10 protein-coding genes are annotated in these 22,711 nt (G+C 59.7%); 2 read left to right on the forward strand and 8 right to left on the reverse strand.

The genetic code is table 11. The annotated features are described in order from the left end of the window. Positions 1-2 precede the first annotated feature (2 nt). From C5L12_RS10410 to C5L12_RS10420, 3 genes are all read right to left on the reverse strand, one after another. Positions 3-1,433, reverse strand: coding sequence for an aminotransferase class I/II-fold pyridoxal phosphate-dependent enzyme (locus C5L12_RS10410; RefSeq protein ID WP_105371971.1), 1,431 nt, complete (start codon positions 1,431-1,433; stop codon positions 3-5). Beyond that, positions 1,433-8,887, reverse strand: a complete 7,455-nt coding sequence (locus tag C5L12_RS10415; RefSeq protein WP_105371972.1) for a type I polyketide synthase — start codon at positions 8,885-8,887, stop codon at positions 1,433-1,435. The genes C5L12_RS10410 and C5L12_RS10415 overlap by 1 nt, the downstream gene beginning before the upstream one ends. Before the next feature lie 229 nt (positions 8,888-9,116). Further along, positions 9,117-10,286 (reverse strand): polysaccharide biosynthesis/export family protein, encoded by a 1,170-nt coding sequence (locus tag C5L12_RS10420; protein WP_425350776.1) that lies wholly within the window; start codon positions 10,284-10,286, stop codon positions 9,117-9,119. Between the two features lie 419 nt (positions 10,287-10,705). On the opposite strand from C5L12_RS10420, the gene C5L12_RS10425 reads away from it, so the two are divergent. After that, positions 10,706-11,548, forward strand: coding sequence for a DUF6030 family protein (locus tag C5L12_RS10425; RefSeq protein ID WP_157949029.1), 843 nt, complete (start codon positions 10,706-10,708; stop codon positions 11,546-11,548). On the opposite strand, the gene C5L12_RS10430 is transcribed toward C5L12_RS10425, so the two are convergent. After that, positions 11,545-14,997, reverse strand: coding sequence for a YhaN family protein (locus C5L12_RS10430; RefSeq protein ID WP_105371975.1), 3,453 nt, complete (start codon positions 14,995-14,997; stop codon positions 11,545-11,547). The genes C5L12_RS10425 and C5L12_RS10430 overlap by 4 nt on opposite strands. Further along, positions 14,997-16,229 (reverse strand): metallophosphoesterase family protein, encoded by a 1,233-nt coding sequence (locus C5L12_RS10435; protein WP_105371976.1) that lies wholly within the window; start codon positions 16,227-16,229, stop codon positions 14,997-14,999. The genes C5L12_RS10430 and C5L12_RS10435 overlap by 1 nt, the downstream gene beginning before the upstream one ends. 110 nt (positions 16,230-16,339) lie before the next feature. Between C5L12_RS10435 and C5L12_RS10440 the strand changes: the two genes are divergently transcribed. Further along, on the forward strand, positions 16,340-17,326 hold the full coding sequence (locus tag C5L12_RS10440; protein WP_105371977.1) for an aldo/keto reductase: 987 nt from the start codon (positions 16,340-16,342) through the stop codon (positions 17,324-17,326). Between the two features lie 61 nt (positions 17,327-17,387). On the opposite strand, the gene C5L12_RS10445 is transcribed toward C5L12_RS10440, so the two are convergent. The 3 genes from C5L12_RS10445 to lon all read right to left on the reverse strand — a co-directional run bounded on the left by C5L12_RS10445 (position 17,388) and on the right by lon (position 22,621). Next, complete coding sequence (locus C5L12_RS10445) at positions 17,388-19,580, reverse strand: esterase-like activity of phytase family protein (RefSeq protein ID WP_105371978.1); 2,193 nt, start codon at positions 19,578-19,580, stop codon at positions 17,388-17,390. 144 nt (positions 19,581-19,724) lie between these two features. Further along, on the reverse strand, positions 19,725-20,000 hold the full coding sequence (gene hupB, locus C5L12_RS10450) for a DNA-binding protein HupB (RefSeq protein ID WP_105372066.1): 276 nt from the start codon (positions 19,998-20,000) through the stop codon (positions 19,725-19,727). Between the two features lie 200 nt (positions 20,001-20,200). Next, entirely contained in the window at positions 20,201-22,621 is a 2,421-nt protein-coding gene (gene lon, locus C5L12_RS10455; RefSeq protein WP_105371979.1) for an endopeptidase La, read from the reverse strand. Between the last annotated feature and the right edge of the window lie 90 nt (positions 22,622-22,711).

Genomic DNA, 22,711 nt, shown 5'->3' on the forward strand with positions numbered 1-22,711 from the left:
GCCTAAGCTTCACCAGTGGCCTGAAACAGCGGCGAAAGCTTCATCACCTTGTCCATATCAAGCGACGCCAGACCGAAATTGCGATCCTTCAGATCCTTGAGCCTGCGGGCCGTAACCTCCACCGAATGGCGGATCTGGTCTTCGGTGTGATCGCAGGTGATGAAAAACCGGAGCCTTGCCATACCCTCCGGCACCGCGGGATGGATAATCGGCAACACGTTGATCCCCTGCTCCAGCAGTTCATTGGAAAGCTGCACGGCGCGAAGGGAATCACCCACGATGACGGGCACGACGGAGTAACCTAGGCTGAGGCCGGTATCGAGGCCCGCCTCCCTGGCGCATTTGAGAAACAGCGCGCCGTTTCGATGCAGTCTCTCTGTGCGTTCCGGCTCGGTGCGCAGAATGTGCAGACCAGAGCGGGCTGCCGCGGCAAGAACGGGCGCCAGCCCGACGCTGTAGACGAACCCGCCTGCCTCGGCTTTTAGGACGTCGACAAGTGCCTGCGAGCCGGCAATGTATCCGCCACAGCTCGATGTCGTCTTGGAGAGCGTTCCCATCCAGATATCGACATCGCGGGGATCGGTGCCGAAATGCTCGAAAGTACCCCGCCCTGTCTTGCCCAGCACGCCGAGTGCATGGGCCTCGTCCACCATCAGCCAGAAACCGTAACGGGACCGCAATTCCATCAGTGCCGGCAGATCGGCAACATCGCCGTCCATGGAATAGACGCCTTCAACGATAACCAGGATGCGCCGGAAATCAGCGGACAGCGTCCGGAGCACAAATTCCAGATTATCCATATCGTTATGGCGGAAAAGGCGCCGCGTCGCACCGGATTGCTTGATGCCTGCCAATGCGCTGTTGTGAATGAACTCGTCGTGGATCACCAGGTCCAACGGCCCCATGAGACAGCTGATCGCGGCAACATTGGTAAGATACCCGCTCACGAAACAGACGGCGGCATCAACGCCGTATACGGAGGCAAGATCGGCCTCCAGGTCGGTATGCACCGGTCGCTCGCCGGCGACCAGGCGGCTTGCCGAGGCCGAAATGCCAAAGCGGTCGATGGCCGCTTTGGCCCGTTCCATCGTCTGCGGATCGGTATTGGTCGCCAGATAGTCGTAGGATGCGAAATTGATGAATTCGCGTCCGCCGATTTCCGTGGTGGCGCCGGCTGCCTTGTCATGCGAACGGTAGAAAGGATTGGCAACGCCGATCATTTCGCCTGCCATCCGCTGGACATGCACGCGCTGATATTCCGGCAGCTCGTCAAAGCGTAGTACCTGGCGGACTTGCGGCGCGGGCTGCCGGCTCAGCCGGGCCGCGCGGTTGCGGCCGGACGTTTCGCTCGCCTGACGCATCTTGTCCAGCAGGCCGCGCTTTCCCTCCACGCCGAGGCCGGCGGAGATTTCGTCGTCCGGACCTTTTTTCATCACTGCGTCGCTGCTTTCTGCGGCTGGGTGGTGGAGTGGCTCTTCACCAGCCGGTCAACCACCTCATTTTGAGGCTCAGCCGCATCTTCCGCCTCGTCATTGTGTTTCGATACACGTTCACGCAAGCGCGTGACGACATCACCGACGGTCGTGTCGTCCCCAACGCCGCTCAAGGGAATATCGAATCCGGTCTTCTGTTGGAAGCCCATGCCGAGTTCCATGGCCATCAAGCTGTCGAGGCCGATGTCCTTGAGCACCTTGTCAGGTGTGATCGTATCTTCGGTTACCCTAAGGATCGCCGCAATCTCACCGGCAACGAATTTGTGAAGAATCTGCTGCGCCTCTTCCGCAGATTTGCCGTGGATCAGTTCCTCCAGATCGACGGTATCGCCGTCGGCAACAGCATTGCCGCTGCCTGCCTGGCGGACAATCGTCTCGAAGATCGCACCCTTAGCAATCGGCAACATGCGGATTGCATTCCAGTCGAGTTCCGCGATCATGACGGCTGCGGCGTCGATACGTCCGGTATCCGCCACGATATAACGCTCGACCTGCTCCAGCGCCTCACGCGCCTTCATCGCCGTCTTGCCGATGCGCTTGGCAAGTATCTCGTTGACTTCAGCGTTGCGAGCAAGGAAGCCGGTGTCCGCGATTGCGCCGAAGCCGACAGCGAGCGCCGGCAGGCCTGCAGCCCGCCGCTTGCGCGCAAGGCCCTCCAAGTAGCCATTGGCAATAACGTAGTTTGCCTGACCGGGATTGCCGATCATCGTCGTTGCGGAGGAGAAGAGCAGGAAGAGTTCCAGAGCATCCTTGGAGGTCAAGCGGTGCAGGACTTCGGCACCCCTGACCTTCACGTCTACGACCGGTTTGTTCCGTTCGGGCGTCAGATTCGAGAGCAATGCGTCATCCAGCACCATGGCCGCATGAATAACGCCCTTCAGCGGCGCTTCGGAGCGTAGAAGCTCAAGCAGCGAAGCGGTTGCCGCTTCGTCCGTGATGTCGCAGGGATGAACGGTCGTGTGGACACCCTTCTTTTGCCATTCTGCAATCGCCGCCGTCGTCTCCTCGTCCGCCACGCCGCGGCGCGAGCAGAGCGCGATACGTCGAGCACCCTTGGCCACCAGCCAGTCTGCCGCCGACAAGCCGAACCCACCGATGCCTCCCGCAACCAGGAAAATGCCCTCGGCCGAGAACCGTAAGGGCTTCCCTGCAGCGGTAAGCACGTTGTGTTTGCCCGAAACCGGCGGTCGAACAACGATCTTGCCGATGTGACCGGCATTCTGCATCAGACGGAACGCGGTCCCGATCTCGTCGTGGCCGAAGGCGCGATAGGGAAGCGGCGTCAGCTTCCCATCGGCAAACAGGCGCCCAATTTCAGCAAAGATCTTCTTGGTCACTGCCGGCAGGTTGACGAGAAGTTGATCCGCGTCGATCCCGAAGTAACTGATATTGCGCCGGAACGGCCGAAGCCCGATCTTTCGATCGGAATAATAATCGCGTTTGCCGAGTTCGAGGAAACGGCCGAATGGCTTCACCAGTTCGATGCTTCGCTCCATGGCCTCGGAGAAGAGCGAATTCAGGACAAGATCGACGCCCTCGCCGTTGGTAATGCTGCGGATATGGGTCACAAAATCCAGCGACCGCGAATCGAAAATGTGATCTGCTCCGAGCGCCTCCAGGAAGCGCCGTTTCTCTACCGTACCGGCAGTGGCGATCACGGTTGCGCCCTTCAATTTGGCGATCTGCAGCGCCGCAAGCCCGACCCCGCCCGCGGCGCCATGGATTAGGATTGTCTCGCCCTTTTCGATATGACCAAGATGCACCATCGCATAATAGGCCGTTAGGAACGCAACCGGGACCGTTGCCGCTGCGGCAAAGTCCATCCGCTCGGGTAATTTTGTCACGCCGTCGCGGCGAACGCGAACATGCGTGGAGAAGGCCGCCGGCGCGATGCCCATGACCCGGTCGCCGGGCTTGAGATCGGTTACAGCGGGCCCCACTTCGATCACGCGCCCGGCGAGTTCCATGCCGATTGTAGCGCCGGCAAAACCGTCCTCCAGCGCTTCCTCAGGCAGAAGGCCCATGGCCCACATGACATCGCGGAAGTTGAGGCCGGTCGCCTCAACCGCGATCACAACCTCATCCTTATCCGCTCTTGGCAGATCGCACTCTTCCCAGGCGATACTGTCCACGCGGCCGCTGACGAGCTGTCGGATGGTCGCCGCGGAATAATCGGAAACCATTACATCGGCAGACGGGAACGGACCGACTGCGGCGCGAACTTCACGGAGGCGGTCATCGACCAGCATCCACTCGCGATTGGCCGTCGACGCGGAAAACACTTGGCTCAGAACTGAAGACGTGACGGCGCCCTCGGTTTCGGCATCCAGAAGATGGACGTCGAAGGTGTCGTATTCGTTCTGCAGGACGCGGGCGAATGCCCAAAGGCCGGCATTGGCTTCATCGGTACGCTCCGCTGCCAGAGGTGATCCGCCAGGAGCCAGGATGAGTAGCTGTGGTTTTTCGGCTGTCGCAGCGGCATTCCGAAGATGGACCGACAACGCCTCTGCCAGAAGGCCCAGCCGGCGCAGGCGATCCTGCTCCAGCACAGAGACGTCACGCGTCCCCTTACGCTCGGCAGCGTAGAGCAGACGGAGCTGTTGTCCGTCGGCTCGCGCAAAGGCTTCAGCGAGCGCCGCTCCGTCGGCCTCGATATCAAGCACCTCGATCTTCGCCTCGCCAACAGCAACGGCTCGGTCGAGAGATTCGTTGAGCACCAATATGGAGCCGATATGGCCACCTGCGACCGGCTGCTGCGCAGTACCATGCGTCTCGGCCGATGCCAGGATCAGCGCCCCTTCCGGATAGGTCCGCTCCTCCACCTGCGGCTTTTCAAAGCCCAAGGTGGCGATCATGTCCTCTATCTGACGCGAGGTGCCAAGCTGACCAACAGGGAAATCCGAAGATTGGCTGCCTGCGAACCAACCCTCCGACTGACCGAATACGAAGTCGTTGAACGCAGACGGAGCGCGATCGGCAAAAACGAGAGCAGCACCCCGCTCAGAGGCGGCACGGATCGCCGCCCGCACCCCTTCGTGGCTCGACAAGAGAGGCTGACTTTGCGTGCCTGCGGACACGATCAAGTCGACAACGGGATGCCCCGCCAGTTTCTCAATTTCCGGCAGGACGATATGGACATCCTGTTCGAAGGCAATTTCCAGCGTGCGGCGGACGCTCTCGCGCGGCTCGGCGATGATCAGCGAGGCGCCGTTCTGCGCGACGACGGCTGCCAGACGGCGGCTGAAGGCAACAGACGCTGTGCCAACCTCCAGAACGTGACGAATACGACCCTTGCCGGCAACAAGAACGCGCTCGACAGCCTCGAGAATAGTCGAGAGCCGTCGTTCCGCCAGAGGCGAATGAACGAGGACGTGATCCAGCGTCGCTTCACTGACGGCATCGATCCATCCGGCCTGTTCGGCGTCATCGCGCAGTGCAGTTACGGACAGACGCTCAATTATCGCTCTGTAGGCGTCATTGACGAGAACCGCCTCTGCCACGCGACCCGCGTTTTCCCGGCATGCCTCCTGCAGGATTTCGCTCACCGGCGGCAGCGTGAACTCTTTCGGGATGTGCCACTCACCTTCATCCGCCGTCGCAATGCCTGCGTCCTCGAGAATGAACAAGCAGTTGGTCAGGAACGAACGAAGCAGCGTATCTGCCGGCAGACGTCTTGCCGAAACGATGCCTCGGTGATCTGCCAGCGTCGCCGCGATTTCATGACAGGCTCTATAGATCGCGGCATCGAGAAGCAGTGTCGCGTTGTCGGTCGTGCCAGCTGGAAAATTGCCAAATGCTGCGGCAACGCCAGGGCCCAGCTCTCTTACCGACAGAGGAAGCGAAGCCGGTACCGTTTCATAGTGGAACGCCACGGAAGCCAAAGTATGATGACGGCGCAGCGACGTACGGCGGAAGCGGCAGTCATCAAAGCTTGCTACGGTATTGCCGGATGCGTCCAGCATCTGAAAGCGGACCTTGATGGAGAAGCCGCTAAAGCGTTCGATTTCGATCAATGCCTTGGCGATCGGAGCCTTTTTGCCCGTCACCCGGATCGAGCCGAAGCGGACGGGGATATAGGGGGCTCCCCCTTCATTGCCCGAAAGCTGGTCGAACAGCGCCACCAGGCCGTGGAAGGCGGCGTCCACCGAAAAGGGGTTGAGGTTATATTCCACGAAGGGATGAGCCGGCTTGCCGGCCTGTTTCAGATTAACCTCGATAAACGTGCGCCCAAACGCCTCTGCGCTGGAAAGAAGCTGGAACCGAGGACCATATTGAAGCCCGAAACGCTCCGCTGTCCCGTAGGCCAGATCCGATGTTACAAGCTTACCCTCTTCGCCCGCAGGCCGGTTCATCGGCTTGTCGGCTTCAAAACCGATTGAGTGACGGCTACGGGCAATTGCATGCACGGTCCAGTCATCATTGCTGAGCCGCTCGCGGGACCGGATTTCGATATCGCCGGTCTCCGGCGATAGCAACGTCGACAGTTCCACGACCCGGTCTTGACGCAATTCCAGCGGCCGAACAATTTCAAGGTTGGAAATCTCGGCTGAATCCGTGCCGTAATAGCGTTGCGCTGCCGTCACCGCGATTTCGATGAAGCCGCTGCCGGGCAGGATCGGACGCGAATCCACCACATGCTCGGCGAGATCGGGAAAGAGCCGGGAATCGATGTGGTTCTTCCAATGGGAGGCGTTGGGATCACTACGCCAGCCCAGAAGAGTGTAGGGTTGGCTGGCGTTGCGGCCGAAGAGATCGATTTCGTCGCTTGTCGCTGGCGTCCTCAGATCCATCGGTTCGAACGGCAGGGTCGGCAAATCGACGGAGGCGTTGCGCTTTCCGCTATGGCGAGACAGAAGCGGCGATGCGCCGTTGGCGACAGCACGGGCGAAAGACTGCGCCACCGGGTCCCTGCCCGGCATCGGTGTCTCGCGCTGCAGTGTCGCCGTCACCACGGCCTGCGCTGATTGGCTCTTTGCGATATCGCTGACGTAATTCGAAAGGATCGACCTGGGAGAAATCTCGATGAACAGGTTGCAGCCCATCTCCAATGCGGCCTCAACGGCGGCTTTGAAGAGGACTGGTTCGCGAACATTGTGCCACCAGTATTCGGCATCCAATCCACGGCCATCCTGAATCGTGCCAGTCACCGTCGAGACATAGGTGTAGACGCCGGTCTCCGGTTCGATCTGCGGCAGGTCGGCAAGAAAGGCTTCCTTGGCGCTGTCGATGATCGGGTGATGGAAGGGATAATTGATGTCCAGGACATGCGCGACGATCTGCGCCTTTCGGGCGGCGTCGCGAAAGGCCTGGATTTCCTCCGTGGGGCCGGAGATGGTCACCGAATTCGGAGCATTGATCGCAGCGACACAGACATTGTCAAGACCATGCGATCTGGCAAAGGCAAGCGCAGCCTCGTCGTTCAAGACGACAGCCGCCATCTTGCCCTGGCCTGCAAAGAGATCCTGATACCTCGACCGCTTCGCCACGATCGCAACGGCCTCGGCCGCCGTAAGCGCCTTTGCAGCGTAGGCCGCCGCGATCTCGCCCACCGAGTGACCAAACACGGCTTCCGGTTTGACGCCTAGTGCGACCAGGCAATCGGAAAGTGCTGCTTGCACTGCAAAAAGCAGGGGCTGGGCAATTTTTGTGTCACCGAGCCTAAGAGCCAGGTCCGGGGAAACGAGCAAATCCGTGAGCTTTTCGCCGAGATGATATTCGAAGAGGGCGCTGAACGACTGGAAACATTGGCGGAAATGCTGGTTTTCCTGATAGGCCTCGACACCCATTCCGGCCCATTGAGCGCCGTTCCCGGAAAAGACAAAAGCGATTTTCGCGGCTTGAGACGGAGCCTCGCCGCGTTCTCCCTGGGAGGTTTCTCCGGCCAGGTGGGCCTCGATTGCCCGCAACACGCCGTCAGTATCCTTGGCCTCCACGGCAAAGCGATGGCGAAGCGTCTCGCGGTTGGCCGCCGTCGCACTAATCACGCAGCGAGCGTGATCCGGCGCCGCGGCAGCGAGGCGCTCGCGGTAGTCCTCAAGAAGTTGCGACAGAGCAGACGTCGTGTGGGCACTCGCAACAAACAGGGAGCTTTCGCCCTTCGGCGGGTCGAGCGGCGCCAGCCGCTCCGGATCGCTGATCACCACATGCGCATTCGTCCCGCCAAAACCGAACGAATTTATGCCCGCAAAGCGGATTTCCTTAGCGGGCAACAGTTTCACCGCGGAGGTATTCACCCGAACATTCAAGGCCTCGAAGTCGATATCTTCGTTGACCTTTTCGATATGAAGGGAAGCCGGCAGGAAATTGTTCTGAAGCGCAATCATCGCCTTCAGCAGACCGAACAGACCGGAAGCCGGCTCGGTGTGACCAATGTTCGTCTTGATCGAACCGAGTGGCACCGGCGCGCGCCGCCGCTTGCCGATGACGGTTCCAATCGCCCAGACCTCGGCCGGATCCCCGACGCGCGTGCCCGTACCGTGGCCTTCGATAAATGCGATGCGGTTCACATCGATGGCACTGTCTTCGTAGATCGATTGCAAAAGCGCCGCCTGGGCTTCGCGCGAAGGCAAACTGATGAAATTCGTGCGACCGGAGGAATTGACCGCCACGGCATGGAGCGTAGCGTAACTCCGGTCCCGCTCCCGCCTTGCCTTGTCTGTGCGGCGAAGGACAATCGCAACACCGCCTTCAGAGCGCACGTAGCCGTGGCCATTGGTGTCATAGGCTCGGCAAAGCCCTTCCGGAGAAAGCATGCGCGCCTGGGCAAAACCCACGAACGACAGCGGATGAACGAGCAGATTTATGCCGCCGACGATTGCGGTATCGATATCGCCTTTTTCCAAGGCCGCCACCGCCTGATCCAGCGCGACCAGCGATGAAGAACAGGCCGTGTCGATCGTCATACTCGGCCCCTTCAGGCCGAAGATGTGCGAAATGCGATTGGAAACGATCGACAGCGTATTGCCCGTCATGAAATACGGGCTGCCCGCGGCTGGATCTTCGGAGAGCAGGTTTCCGCTTTCAAGGCTCGATGCGCCGATATAGACGCCGACGCGCTCGTCCGTGAGCTTGCTTGCCGGCAGATTGGCGTCTTCAAGCGCCTGCCAGACCAGATTGAGGAGAATACGCTGCTGCGGGTCCATCTGCATCGCTTCGCGCTGCGACAGGCCGAAAGCTACCGGATCGAAAGCGTAGATGTCGTCGAGAACACCCGCGGCGAAGGTGTAGGTCTTGCCGGGCACACCCTGTCCCGGATGCCAGAAACGAGCCCGATCCCATCGATCGGCTGGTATCTGAGTGATCGTGCAGCGCCCTTCGCTCAGAACCTTCTGCAAGTCATCTACAGAATTTGCGCCTGGGGCAACACTGGCCCTGCCGATGATTTCGATCGTCATGGTCACTCGAATTTTGTTACGTCTAGTCCTAGCGAACCGTTTAACACCCTTATTCGCCGGATCCCTCTAACAACATACTTATCGAAAGTTGTCACTCAAAAATCTGGTACGGTCGACACCTAACGGAGCTAAGATGCCGCAAACTTCTTCGCGGCATGCATGCCCAGCATCGCACCAACCCGGACAATCTAGCTTGATTTCAAGTACAGCGCCCTGGCGGCGAGAGGTTTTAGTTGCCTATACGCTGAATATTGTAGGCCGCCCCCGCGCCTTGCGCTGCAACTCCCAATGGTGCTCCAACGATCCCCAGGAATTTGGCGAAGTCGACAGACATATGCCGTGCGGCATAGATCACGTCGCGGCTTTTGACCGGGAATGTTTGCCCAACGACGAGGCTATCCGGATTTCTCATATTGAAGCGATAAACGATCGGATAGCGCCCATCCTTGTTCGGCTTCATGCCTTTGCGGACGAGCTCGTCGAAGCGCTGCCGACCGATCAGGCCGAGGACCACGTCGGGTTCCTCGTAACGGAAAAGGAAGTATCCTTCCGTGTCGACGGCATTGTCGTTGCCGCCGCCGCCAAGCGCAACCGCCTCAAGCAGGTTGAGGTCATTGGCTCCAAATTCAACACGGGCATTGCCCTTGATCGCGCCCAGCAAGGTGAATGTGCGCGGATCGCGCGTGACAAAAACCTGGTCACCTGGCTGGACGTAGATATTCTCCGATGGGTTGTCGATGACCGACTTCAGCAAGACGGTGCCGGTGCGTTTGCCACGTACGAGCGTCACATAGCTTTCGTAGGGCTGGGCGACCGGACCGCCCGCCTTGGCGATCACGTCAGTGATCTGCTCACCGGTAAGATTGAGGGGAATTTGGGCCGATTTGGCGACAGCTCCCGATACGCTTACACTTCTCGACGGCGTATTGAGGCTGGATACGATGACATCCGGCTCGACAGCTTTGCTTGCCAAAGCGGCCAAGATTGCCTGGCGTGCCTCCTCAAGGGTCTTACCCACGAAACGTACGGAACCGACATAGGGGATAGCCGCAGTTCCATCGGGCTGCACGACGACATCAAGGCTCGTCTGCTTCGATTCACTGGTGGAGAACAGACCGTCCGCGCCGGCTTCGAAGATGGTCACCTTCAGCTGGTCGCCGACGCCGATAACAGCTCTGCCAGCCCCGCCGCCGCCAAAACCGAAGCGTCTTTTCAAAGCCGTCGATACATAGTCGGATACCAGACGCGCCGAACGGCCATCTACATCAACAACCTCGAACACGGCTGCGTTCGGGCGCCCAATTTCGGGTCCTGACCGGCCGCTATCGGCGTTGATTGCGGAAGCCAAAGGACCCTCGCCAGGTACGCTCTGGCAACCAGCCAGAACCGCACAGATCATGATCGCAGTCACTCGAACCAAATTCCGACACTCCAAGTCAGCACCGATGGCGTCTGCCGACGATTCAGCACCACACATCTTCCATGAATCCGACTGCCCCTGAAAAGCACAGCGAGCACCGAACAACAAGAAGGATTCCTAACGGTTACCCAAAATAAAATTTCTGTGCGCTTTTAAGGCCATAGTCGCATACAACCTAATATCCGAGCTCGAACCTAAACAAGTTGAGTTAAATGCCTTTTAAGTGGTTTGGTTAATGCAGAGCCTGTGAAGCCGGCATTTAAGATCGACATCTTTGGTACGAAACAGCTTCATGACCTCAAGTTCGACCGGGCCGGGAGAAACTGTTCCGGGCGGCTCGGCAATGTGTTATGCGCCTTGACCATCGAAGGGATATCCATCGGTCGGAAATGAGGTTGATGCCGAAAGAGGCCGAGGCAAATATCGTGACACCTGCCGATCAGCGCCGAAAGCAGCGCTCGGCCGCCATTGTCTTCGGCGTATTCTTGGTGGTGGTTCTGGCGGCACTCGCGGCAACGGTACTCCTGGTCAACGATGGACGAAACTACAAGCGCATGGTTCGCGAATTCGGATTGGAAGAATACCTTCTTCCTGCGCCGCGGGATCTGCGTGTCGACCGACAACGGCAGGTTCGGCCTGCCGGCCGCTATCCATCCTGGCTGCTGAGGGCCAGGCTGGAACGGAAGGCCGTCTTCGAAAACAGCGTGTCATTTTCCTCCGAGGAGCGCTGCGATCGGTTGGGCGAGGAGCGAAATGCCGCTCCCGAATTCAGAAGTACCAAGGACGATTGGGAGTGCCTGTTCTTTGAGAGCTTCGGAACGGCAACGGAACCTGCCTCCATTTTTGTTCAGGCCAGAGGCAGCTTGCCCGACACGCTTCATAGCTTTCGCGTGAAGCTCAGCTTGATCGATCCGCTCGTGGAACGCGCTATTGCCGACGAAGCCATGGCCACCATCAATCGCTTTGGCATTCCGATGACGGCGGAAACGCGAAGTTACCTAGAAGACAAGATTTCAAGGCGCGAAGACTTCACGTCGGTGCTCGAAAACTACCGACTGACATTCACCCGGGAAATGATGGACGATCGGCGCCACAACCTGCTTATTCTGCCGCGGCCGCCGAAAATCGCCTGCGGCGAACCGGCACTTCCCTCGCCGGATAAGTGGTTCAGACCGATCCATCGAATGCCGATTGGTTGTCTGGCCTTGACCGGACCGTCTAAGGCCCTGCCCGCATCCTAGAGCCTTTCCAACTGAATGAGATCCAGTCGATCGCCGATTTCCCGTCGGGCAATGTCTACCAGGCTCGTCTGATGCGTGAAGAGCACCGTCTGGAAGATCTTGCCCCCTTCCGCCAACACCCGAATGCCGGCTGCCGTGCGCTCGTCGTCGAATGTCTGGAAAATATCATCGAGGATCAGCGGTACCGGTTCGTTGCGGCCGCAATAGTCCTCCAGGAATGCGAGGCGCAACGCTAGATATAGCTGATCGCCAGTCCCTTCGCTCAACCCCGGAAGCGGCACCTGCTCGCCCGTCCTGCGCTCCACGGCAAGCTGCAATTCGTCTTTCTCATCGTAAACCTGCACCAGGCGGGAAAAGCGCCCGCCGGTCAGATCGGCGAAAATCCGACCGGCCCGCTTCATCACCGGATCGGCCTGCCGTTCCCGATAGGCTTCCATCGAATTTGCAAGCAGGCTTGACGCGAGCTTCAGCACCACCCAGCGCCGCGCGAGCTCCTTCGCCTCCTGCTCGGCGGCGAGCTTCTGGAAAACCGCGCGCTCGGCGCCGATGCCTGTTTCCAGCTCCCGGCGGCGACGAATGTTGTCGGCCTCGGCAGTTCGCAGGACGGAAATGCGATCGACCTGCCGATTGTCCTCCGCGTCTAGATTTTCGATTTCGAGCCCCGCCGCTATCCGGTCGAACGCAACAAGCGCGGCGCGCACCTCATCCTCGTCGGAACCGTCCGCCTGCTCGAAAAACCGGGCGCGACACTGGCGAAGATCCGCTTCGATGCGGCTGCGCTGCCGCAGGTCTTCAAGCACGGTCTGGAGATCGGAAACTGATTTCGATGCCAATGCGGCCAATTCTTCCAGTTCCGACTGACGATCGCTCATTTCCTCGGAAAGCCGAGCAAACGCCAGTTCGGCACGCTGCAGCGCCGCCGACAATGTCTGCCGCTGGTTCTCCTCCGCCTTGGCGGCCATTGCGCGCTCGTTCATCAGACCGGCTGCGACATCTGCAGGCAAACCGGCCAGATCCGGCGCGACGTCACTGCAAATTGCTCTTACCTCGGCTTCGAAATTCTCCATATCACGCGCCATTCCGCGCACGCGGCGGTCGCGGTTTTCCCGTTCCGACAAAAGATCGGGGACCGTTCGCCACACCTCGAGTGCTGCTGAAGCCATATCCACCGTCGCGTCCTCGGAAAGCCCCGCGAGAACGGCGGCGTTGGCGAAATCGGCGCGCCAGCGCTGGATATCACGGCGCAATTCGGCCTCTCGTTCCTCCATCTTGTCGAGCGCCTCCTGAGCGGAATGACGCTTGCCCTCGCGCGAGCGGCTTTCGTTCCAACGATCGGTGATTTCGCCGATCCGACGCTCGAGCGCGCGGGCAAGAGCAATCGGCGGCAGAGCGGTCGAAGCGGGCTCGATCGCCTCGGCGATCGCGAGAAGGGCGGATTTTATCCCCTCTTCCTTGATCCGCAGCGTCTCCAACTCATCCTTTGCCTCGTCCAGCGTTTCGGAAAGCACAAGAATCCGATCCACGGCACGGCGCCATTCGATCATTCGATCGGGGTTGGAGGGCAAAACGGGGGCTGCGTGAAAGAGGTCTTCGAATTCCGTAACGGCGTCGGATGCTGCAATTTCCGCCTCCCTTGCTGCAATTTCCGCCGAGGCGATGGCCTCTTCGAGATCTCTCCGCCTCAAGGAAAGCTGGGCGTGCCGGGAAACGCGCTCGGCATCCGAGAGTGCGACATCGGAAAGACTATCGGCCTCCCTGATTGCGCTCTTTACCTCGCCCAATATATCCGCGGAAGGTTTTCCGCCTGACGTGTCGATCAGTGCGTCGCGCCTCGCCCGGGCAGCGGCGATATCCTCCCGGGAGACGATCCTCCCCTCACCTTCCAGTATCAAAAGCTGGCCACCGACGGACTTCGCTTCCTCGCGCAGCGTCGCAAGCTTTTGCGCTGCCTTCATGCTTTCGGCTCTCGCAGCTTCGACAACGCCTCGGTGTTTGGTAAGCGTCGCTATATCGGGCAGTGGCGCGGAAAGAAGGCGGGCAATGTCCCTGACCGGCGGATCGAGGCGGTCGCAGGCTGCTGCAAGATCGGATTCTGCCCGCGCGACACGCACTTTCGAAGAGTCCATGCCCGAAAGCTCACCGAGCTCGGGACGTAGCGCCGCAAGCTGGTCCGCCCAAGGTTTCGGATCGATCAGCCGTCCATTCGGCCCATCGCTTTCCAGCCGGCGCAATACGTCCTGCGCATCTTCGAGCTGTCGGCGATGCAGCTTCAGGCTGCGATCGAGTTCCATCCCTTCATCCGCAAGCCGCCTGAGGCGGGCAAGGTCGGCATCGGCCGGCTGGGCCTGTTGCAGAAGGTCGAGCCCTGCAAAACCGAGACGCCGCGCGGCCTGCGAAAGGCGCATGTCAAAACCGTCGACCTCATGCCGGACCCTGGCGATATCCTCTTTCGCGTTGAGATACGCTCCCTTTTGAGCATGCATGGCAACTATTGTCGGCGCGGCTGCGATCAACACTTCATCGACTTGGATGGCTCTGATCTCATCATTGAGCCGCGCCACTTCCGCCTCGGCAATATCCCTGGCCTCGACATTCTTGCGGGTGGCCTCGAGTGCGTGTGCAAGCCGCGCTTCGAAGTCGGCCGACAAGCCTTCGAGCGCCTCGTACTGCGCCAGCAGCGCGCGTTCACGATCGATCTCGCGTAATACCGGCTCCAGGCGCATGAGCTTGCGCAATCGATCCAAAGCTCGTTTGGTTTCCTCCCGTTGCGCTTGAACCGCTTTCAGATCGGCCTCAATCTCGGTCTGCTCGGCCAGCAACTTCTTCCAGTCCGCGGACTTCAGCTCATTGTCGCGTTCGGCTTTGCGGGCATCTTCGTGGGCGTCGAGCACCTGGTAGAAGAGCCTGTCCTTCGACTTTCGCGGCGCGTAAATACCGTCCGCTTCTGCCTCGAACTGCCTGCGCAGATCCGAAAGCCCGGTGAGCCCCGAGGCAGCGGAAAATAACAGGCTGCCGATCTCCCCGCCGCTCTTCAGCATCGTTTCTCCGCCAGCTCGCAGAGAAGCGGAATCAAGACCGAAAGCACGTTCGAAGACTTCGCGCGAGAGCGTGCCGAGGAAGCGTGCCAAGATATCCTCGGGCAAGGCGTCTTCACCTTCGCTCGCGGCCAGCAGGGTGTTCTTGCGGCCTCGCCTGCGGCGGAAAGAAAGCGTCTCCCCGTCGCGCGCAGTTATTTTTGCCCCCACCCGCAATGACGCCGGATCATGGAGGAAGCTGTATTCCGCCGCGTTGGGAAAGCCGAACAGCAGATCCGATATTGCCGAGAGGGCCGACGACTTTCCGGCTTCGTTCGGCCCGTAGATCACGTGAAGCCCGGCGTCGGGCCGGAACGCCAGCACCCGGTCCGTCAGCACGCCGTAACGCAGAATATCGAGGCGGTCGAAACGCATCAATCCCTCGCCGCCCGTGCAAGGAGAAGATCGCGAGCCTCCGCTAGCAGCGCTTCGGCGTCATCGCCGAGCGCCAATTCGCCCGCACCGATGCCGCCGGGAAGGCGCGCGGTGATCTCAGCGATCTTAGCATTCGCGTCGGCGAGCAGTTCCGCGGGAAAGCCGGCCACGGGGATGAGGCCTTCGAGGCCGAGCATATCGGTCGCGATCCTTGTTCCATTCGTTTCCGGTTCAAGCCGCATATCGAGCTTTTCCAGCCAGATATCCTCGTGAGAGCGGTGGCAGGCCGCCTGTACCTCGTCCCGGAAATCCTCGGCACGCGCCACGACTTCGTGACGGAAGCGGCTCATGCCGGTCAGCCGGATGCGCAGAGCGAGCGGCCTGCCCTCCATGCGCTCGACAACGTCGTCCAGTGCATTTTCAATACGGCGAAGAATTGCCGGGATATCGGCATCGGGTTCTATCCCGACGGCAAGTTCAGCGAAACGGGCGCTATCGGTAATGATCCGCTCGTGGGTGACGCGGCCATCCTCTACTGTCACCAGAACAGCTCCCTTGGCGCCTTGTTCGCGGATGGAGCGGCCCTGCAGATTGCCAGGGAAAATCACCAGCGGATCGCTCGAAACGACCTCGAAATCGTGGACATGGCCAAGCGCCCAATAGTCGTAACCGCGCGAACGCAGGTCTTCGACCGAGCACGGCGCATAAGGCGCATGCGGTTCGCGGCCGGTGAGCGAGGTATGCAATACGCCGATGTTGAACCAGCCGGGCTCCGGCTTTGGATAGGCAAGTGCGAGGTTTTCGCTTGCCGAACGTTCGGCAAAACCCTGGCCATGCAAAGCCACCTTCAACTGCTCCAATCGGAACGTGCCGGGCTTGTTGACCGGAAATTCGCTGACATTCTTCGGCAGCGTGATCGTCCTGGTGATGACGCTTTCGGCGTCATGATTGCCTTTCAGCAGGAAGACCGGAATTCCGGCGCGCTCCAGCCGCGCCACTTCGCGGTTGAAGAACAGCCCGATCTTGTTGTCCTTCCAGTCGCCGTCATAAACGTCCCCGGCTACGATGAAAAAATCCACCTTCCGCTCGACCGCCTGGTCGACCAGCGCCGAGAACGCCTTGCGGCTCGCCTCGATAAAAAGTTCGGCAATTGCAGCATCCTTTGCCGCCAGCCCCTGAAACGGACTGCCAAGATGAAGGTCGGCGGAATGGATGAAACGGAAAGAACTCATCGAATCGCTTGTTTTGATTGCCCGACAGGAACAGGTGTTTTAGGCAAATGCCGGGCACGAAGAAAGCTTGAGACGCCATATCCTGTGGATAGGCCATTTTGGAGGTTATCATGAGAAACCATTCGTTCGGGCGCACAGCCTTCAACGTCAGCGAGATCGGCTTCGGCGCTTGGCAGATCGGTGGTTCCTGGGGTGATGTCAGCGAGGCGGACGGCAGGGCGGCACTTGAAGCTGCGCTCGATGCCGGCGTCACCTTCATCGATACGGCGGACGTCTATGGCGACGGCCGCTCCGAGAAGATCATCGCAAACGTACTTAAATCCCGGGGCGGTGCCCGTCCGATGGTCGCGACCAAGGCTGGCCGCCGGCTTAGCCCGCATGTCGCGGACGGCTATACCAAGGCCAATCTCGAAAGCTTCATCGACCGCAGCCTCAAAAATCTTGAAGTCGACTGCCTCGATCTCGTGCAGCTCCACTGCCCGCCGACGGAAGTCCTTTATCGCCCGGAAGTCTTCGGCGCCCTCGACGACCTTCGCCACGCCGGCAAGATCAAAAACTACGGGGTCAGCGTCGAAAAGGTCGAGGAAGCGCTGAAAGCCATCGAATATCCGGATGTCGTCAGCATCCAGATCATCTACAATATCTTCCGGCAGCGCCCGGCCGATCTGTTCTTCAAGGAAGCCAAGCGAAAGAACGTTGCCGTCATCGTGCGCGTGCCGCTCGCAAGCGGGCTGCTCTCCGGCAAGATCAGCCGCGAAACCGCCTTTGCCAAGGATGACCACCGCAATTTCAATCGCCATGGCGAAGCTTTCGATGTCGGCGAGACCTTTGCCGGCGTGCCCTTCGAGGTGGGCCTGGAAGCCGTCGAGGGGGTTCGCAAGCTCGTGCCAGCCGGCGCATCCATGGCAGCTTTCGCACTCAAATGGATCCTCATGAACGAAGCGGTTACTGTCGTGATCCCCGGCGCCCGCAACGCTGCCCAGGCCAAGGCCAACGCGGCAGCCGCCGAGCTTGCCGCGATTTCCGACGACGTGATGACCGCTGCAAGAGAGATCTATGCGCGGCTCGTCGCTCCGCATGTGCACCAGCGCTGGTAGGAGCGAGTGAACATAAAAAAGGCCGGACAACGCCCGGCCTTTCCATATCTCTTCGTGATGCTCAGTTCGTTCCCTTCAACTCGACTGGGAAGAGTAGCGTCTCGCCCGAGGAATCGTCGATGCCATCGTTGTCGGTGACGGCAAAGGCCTTGCCGGACTTGTCGAAGGTAAAGCCTTCCAGCTTGTCGAGGACATAGCCGTTGGTCGCCTTTAGATCCGGAATGAAGTCGTGGACTTCTTCCTTCTTTACCAGTGGCAGTTCGCCGCCGAGCTTCACCGGCTTCAGGTCGGCGATCGCGACGCGATAGAGCTTCTTCAGCTTGGCATTGTCGCCGATCTGGTTGTCGCGCTCGACGATATAGACGTGGTCACCGTGCGCGGTGATTTCCGACAGGCCGACCCAGCCGGCATCCGCCTTTTCCAGCGGATAACGGATGGCGCCCCATTCCTTGCTCTTCGGCTTGTAGGAGAGGAGCTTCACTGTGCCCTTCGGATCGTCCTTCCACTCGCGCTGGATTGCCATCCAGAGCGTGAGGTCGTCGCCGGAGCCAACGGTTGTCACACCCTCAAAACCGAAGCGGGTTTCGCCGGCAAGGAGGTCGGCAGGCAGGCCGATTTCAACCTTGATCTCGCCTTTGGCGTTGACGTTGTAGAGGCCGTGGCCGGTCAACTTGGCCGAATCGCCTTCCGACGCCAGCCAGAAACCACCCTTTCCATCGAGCGCTATGCCCTCGATATCAAGCTTTTGGGCCGGCTGTCCGTTGCGGGTCACCCGCAGGACATTGGTGATTTCGGCCGGCTTCCTGGTCGTATCGATGGTGAAGATCGACGGCTGCATGTTGTAGACGCTGTCGCTGACCGCATAGAGAATGCCATCCTTTTCAGCGTCGCCGACAAGGCCGGAGAGAGCGCCCCAGCCGACTACATTGCCGTCGACATCCTTCGAGACGAGCGTCGGATAGCTAGGCCGGCCTTCGGCAAGCTCATAAATCATCACATGTGAGCGGGCGCCGCCGTCTTCGCCGAGATCGGCTTCATTGGCGGTGGCGAGCAGGTTGCGGCCAGGAATGGCGACAGCACCTTCCGGCGAGATGCCCGAGGGCAGAAGCTGGGCAAGTTGCGGTTCGGCGCCGGTATCCTTGTAGACGGCCACGACGGAAGCGCGTTCGGAGAGAACGAAAATGAAATTGCGGCCGTTGAAGGAAGCGAACTCCATGCCTTCCAATTCGACACCCTTCGACTTCGCACGCTTGTCCGGAAAATGGCCGATTCGAGCGATCTCGCGCTCCAGTGAGGCACCGGATTCATAGAGAACCTTGCCGCTCCGGTCGAAGATGGTGAAGCTGCGCGAACCGCCCTTCCAGTCGCCTTCGTTGGCGACGGCCAGACGGTTGTGGTCGAGCCACTTGATGGCGTCAGGCTCGCGGAGCACGCCTTCGGCCTTGCCCGTAAACGCAAGTTGGCCGTCGGTCTTGTTGTCGATGCCATCCAAGTCGGTCTTGCCGGCGGAGAAGTGACCGATGACCTTGGCTGTCTTGCCGTCGACAATGGCAATGTGGTTGTTTTCCTGCAGCGTCACGGCGATTTCGCCGGCATCGTTGATGGCGACGAATTCGGGCTCCGGATCTTCCGGCGCGACTTTGGCAATGCCCTTCAGATCGACATGCTTGATCGACGCGCAGTCGGCAGTGCCGTCCTTGAGCGACACGATGACGAGGTCGCCGGCCGGCATCTGCGGGAGCGCGCCGTCATTCACATCCTCGTCCCGCTCGTTCTCAATGGCGATCGCCGCAAAGGTCTTGTCCCTGGAGATTGCGATCGAATCCGGCTGGCCACCCAGATCGCAGGTCAGATCGACCTTCTTCGTGGCGATGTCGACGACGGCGAGCATGCCGGTTGGCTTGGCCTTGCTTTCGCCGGTATTGACGGCTGCCAGAACCTTGTTGCCGACCGCGGCAACCGACGTCGGTTCGCCCTTGAAAGTCACGGCGCCGAGTGCCTTCGGAGCCTTGGGATCGGTGATGTCGATGAAACCGATCGCGCCAAGCGGGCTGTCAGAATAGATGAGCGTCTTGCCGTCTTCGCTGGCGGTGATGATCTCTGCCGATGTGGTTGCCTTCTTGTCCTTATCGGCAGGAAGATTGCTGGCAACGGGGAAAGATGCAATGCGGTTGAACACCTGCTCGGCGCTGGCCGGCACTGCGACCGACGCCAGAAGCACAGCGGTCATGGCGGCACGAAGTGAAAATGTCATGGGAAGCCCCTCTGTCCTTGAAACGAACAGATGGCTTGTGGGCCAGATGCGTGACAGGCGGATGACAATGCCGCCAAAAGGAAAAGGCCCGGAAACCGGGCCTTTTCTTGTTCGAGACTGTACGGGTGCCTGAAAGGCAGCGCGTTAGCTGTTGACTGCGTCCTTCAGGCCCTTACCGGCCGAGAACTTCGGCACGTTGCGTGCCGGAATGTCGACTTCAGCGCCGCTCGAAGGGTTACGACCCTTGGACGCCTCGCGACGGGAAACGGAGAAGCTGCCGAAACCGGCAAGACGGATATCGCCGCCCTTCTTCAGTTCAGCCTGTACGGTCTCAAAAACGGCATCAACAGCGGATGCGGCATCGGCCTTGGAGAGGCCAGCCTTTTCGGCCACTGCGGATACCAGCTCGTTCTTGTTCATGTTTCCACCCCTTTCAACGGTTTTGGAACGACTCATGTATTTCGAGGCCGACAATAGTTTTCCGTCCGGCCTTGGCAACCCAAAAGCTCCGCAATCGCCTGAAAAACAAGGGGTCTACGAAAGTTTTCACAAAAAAAGCCGGCTTTAAGCCGGCTTTTTCAGTGGTCAGTGCCAAATTGGCATATACGGAACCCTGTCGATCAATGCGCGATCGCGGCGCCGACGTCGTCGACGCCCTCGACTGTCGCGATGACCGGCGTTTCCACCGTGCCGTCCCATTCGATGGGCTCGGGCTGGCGAACGAGCGCATGGCGGATTACTTCTCCCATGCGGGAAACCGGAATGATCTCCATGCTGTTCTTCACGTTGTCCGGAATTTCAGCCAGATCCTTGGCATTCTCTTCCGGGATCAGAACCTTGGTGATGCCGCCCCGGAGAGCTGCGAGCAGCTTTTCCTTGAGGCCACCGATCGGCAGCACACGGCCGCGAAGGGTGATTTCACCGGTCATCGCCACATTCTTGTTGACCGGAATCCCGGTCATGGTCGACACGATAGCGGTTGCCATGGCGACACCTGCGGACGGACCGTCCTTCGGGGTCGCCCCCTCCGGCACGTGAACGTGGATGTCGGACTTGTCGAAGCGGGGAGGCTCGATGCCGAAATCGACGGCGCGCGAACGGACATAGGATGCCGCAGCCGAAATCGATTCCTTCATGACCTCCTTGAGGTTGCCGGTGACCGTCATACGGCCCTTGCCCGGCATCATCACCCCTTCGATGGTCAGCAGTTCACCGCCGACCTCGGTCCAGGCAAGGCCGGTAACGACCCCGACCTGATCCTCGCGCTCTGCTTCGCCATGGCGGAAGCGGGGCACGCCGAGATAGTCGTGAATGTTGGCCGCCGTGATTTCGACCGATTTCGTCTTGCCCTTGATGATCTCGGTGACCGCCTTGCGGGCGAGCTTCATCAATTCGCGCTCGAAGTTACGGACACCCGCTTCACGGGTATACTGCTGAATCACCGCCATCAGGGCATCGTCGCTGACCGAGAACTCGTTCGGCTGCAGCGCATGTTCCTTGATTGCCTTTGGCAGAAGGTGACGCTTGGCGATTTCGCGCTTTTCGTCTTCCGTGTAACCGGCGATGCGGATGATTTCCATGCGGTCCATCAGCGGTGCCGGAATGTTCAGCGTGTTCGCCGTGGTGATGAACATCACATCCGATAGGTCGTATTCGACCTCCAGATAGTGGTCCATGAACGTCGAGTTCTGCGCCGGGTCAAGCACTTCGAGCAGGGCCGACGACGGGTCGCCGCGGAAATCCATGCCCATCTTGTCGATTTCGTCGAGCAGGAAAAGCGGATTGGATTTCTTCGCCTTCTTCATCGACTGGATGACCTTGCCGGGCATCGAGCCGATATAGGTACGGCGATGGCCGCGGATTTCGGCTTCGTCACGAACGCCACCGAGCGCCATGCGGACATATTCGCGGCCAGTCGCCTTGGCGATCGACTGGGCCAGCGAAGTCTTGCCGACACCCGGAGGACCGACCAGGCACAGGATAGGACCTTTGATCTTGGTGGCACGGGCCTGCACCGCGAGATACTCGATAATGCGCTCCTTGACCTTGTCGAGACCGAAGTGATCCTGCTCGAGGATCTTTTCGGCATTGTGGAGGTCGGCCTTGATCTTCGACTTCTTGCCCCACGGAATGCCGAGCAGCCAGTCGAGATAGTTGCGCACGACGGTGGCTTCCGCCGACATCGGGCTCATCTGCCGGAGCTTCTTCAGCTCGGCATCGGCCTTTTCCTTGGCTTCCTTGGACAGCTTCGTCTTGGAGATGCGCTCTTCCAGTTCGGCCATCTCGTCGCGGCCTTCCTCGCCGTCGCCGAGCTCCTTCTGGATCGCCTTCATCTGTTCGTTGAGGTAGTATTCGCGCTGGGTCTTTTCCATCTGGCGCTTGACGCGCGAGCGGATGCGCTTTTCCACCTGCAGGACTGAGATCTCGCCTTCCATGAAGCCGAGCGCCTTTTCGAGCCGCAGCTTGACGGAAACCGTCTCGAGCATTTCCTGCTTTTCGGTGATCTTGATCGACAGATGCGAGGCGACCGTGTCGGCAAGCTTCGAATAGTCTTCGATCTGGCTTGCAGCACCCACCACTTCAGGGGAGATCTTCTTGTTCAGCTTGACGTAGTTTTCGAATTCGGAAACCACGGAGCGCGACAACGCCTCCACCTCGACCGCATCTTCGTCAGGTTCGGCCAGCACATCGGCCTTTGCTTCGTAGAACTCTTCCCGATCGGTATAACTTTCGATCTTGGCGCGGGCGCGCCCTTCGACAAGCACCTTCACGGTACCATCGGGAAGCTTCAGGAGCTGCAGCACATTGGCGACTGTGCCAACCTTGTAGATCGCGGACGGTTCGGGATCATCGTCGCTGGCATTGATCTGGGTGACGAGCATGATCTGCTTGTCGGATCCCATGACCTCTTCAAGCGCGCGAATTGATTTTTCCCGTCCGACGAACAGGGGCACGATCATATGCGGAAAGACCACAATGTCGCGCAGCGGCAGCACCGGATAGGTTTCGCCGCCAGATGCCGCAGACGTTGAATTCGTCATTTCATTTCCTTTCCATCGTCCCGTTTCCGGGAAACGTTCTGGGCAAATCACCCAGGTATTTCACTCCCGCTCAAAGTGGAGTGTTTGAAA

Source organism: Neorhizobium huautlense, assembly GCF_002968575.1.
Lineage (GTDB): Bacteria > Pseudomonadota > Alphaproteobacteria > Rhizobiales > Rhizobiaceae > Neorhizobium > Neorhizobium huautlense.

Bases quoted from the DNA above. Each gene is read 5' to 3' on its own strand.
- C5L12_RS10410 (WP_105371971.1), bottom strand. From the start codon at position 1,433: ATGAAAAAAGGTCCGGACGACGAAATCTCCGCCGGCCTCGGCGTGGAG.
- C5L12_RS10415 (WP_105371972.1), bottom strand. From the start codon at position 8,887: ATGACGATCGAAATCATCGGCAGGGCCAGTGTTGCCCCAGGCGCAAAT.
- C5L12_RS10420 (WP_425350776.1), bottom strand. From the start codon at position 10,286: ATGATCTGTGCGGTTCTGGCTGGTTGCCAGAGCGTACCTGGCGAGGGT.
- C5L12_RS10425 (WP_157949029.1), top strand. From the start codon at position 10,706: ATGCCGAAAGAGGCCGAGGCAAATATCGTGACACCTGCCGATCAGCGC.
- C5L12_RS10430 (WP_105371975.1), bottom strand. From the start codon at position 14,997: ATGCGTTTCGACCGCCTCGATATTCTGCGTTACGGCGTGCTGACGGAC.
- C5L12_RS10435 (WP_105371976.1), bottom strand. From the start codon at position 16,229: ATGAGTTCTTTCCGTTTCATCCATTCCGCCGACCTTCATCTTGGCAGT.
- C5L12_RS10440 (WP_105371977.1), top strand. From the start codon at position 16,340: ATGAGAAACCATTCGTTCGGGCGCACAGCCTTCAACGTCAGCGAGATC.
- C5L12_RS10445 (WP_105371978.1), bottom strand. From the start codon at position 19,580: ATGACATTTTCACTTCGTGCCGCCATGACCGCTGTGCTTCTGGCGTCG.
- hupB (WP_105372066.1), bottom strand. From the start codon at position 20,000: ATGAACAAGAACGAGCTGGTATCCGCAGTGGCCGAAAAGGCTGGCCTC.
- lon (WP_105371979.1), bottom strand. From the start codon at position 22,621: ATGACGAATTCAACGTCTGCGGCATCTGGCGGCGAAACCTATCCGGTG.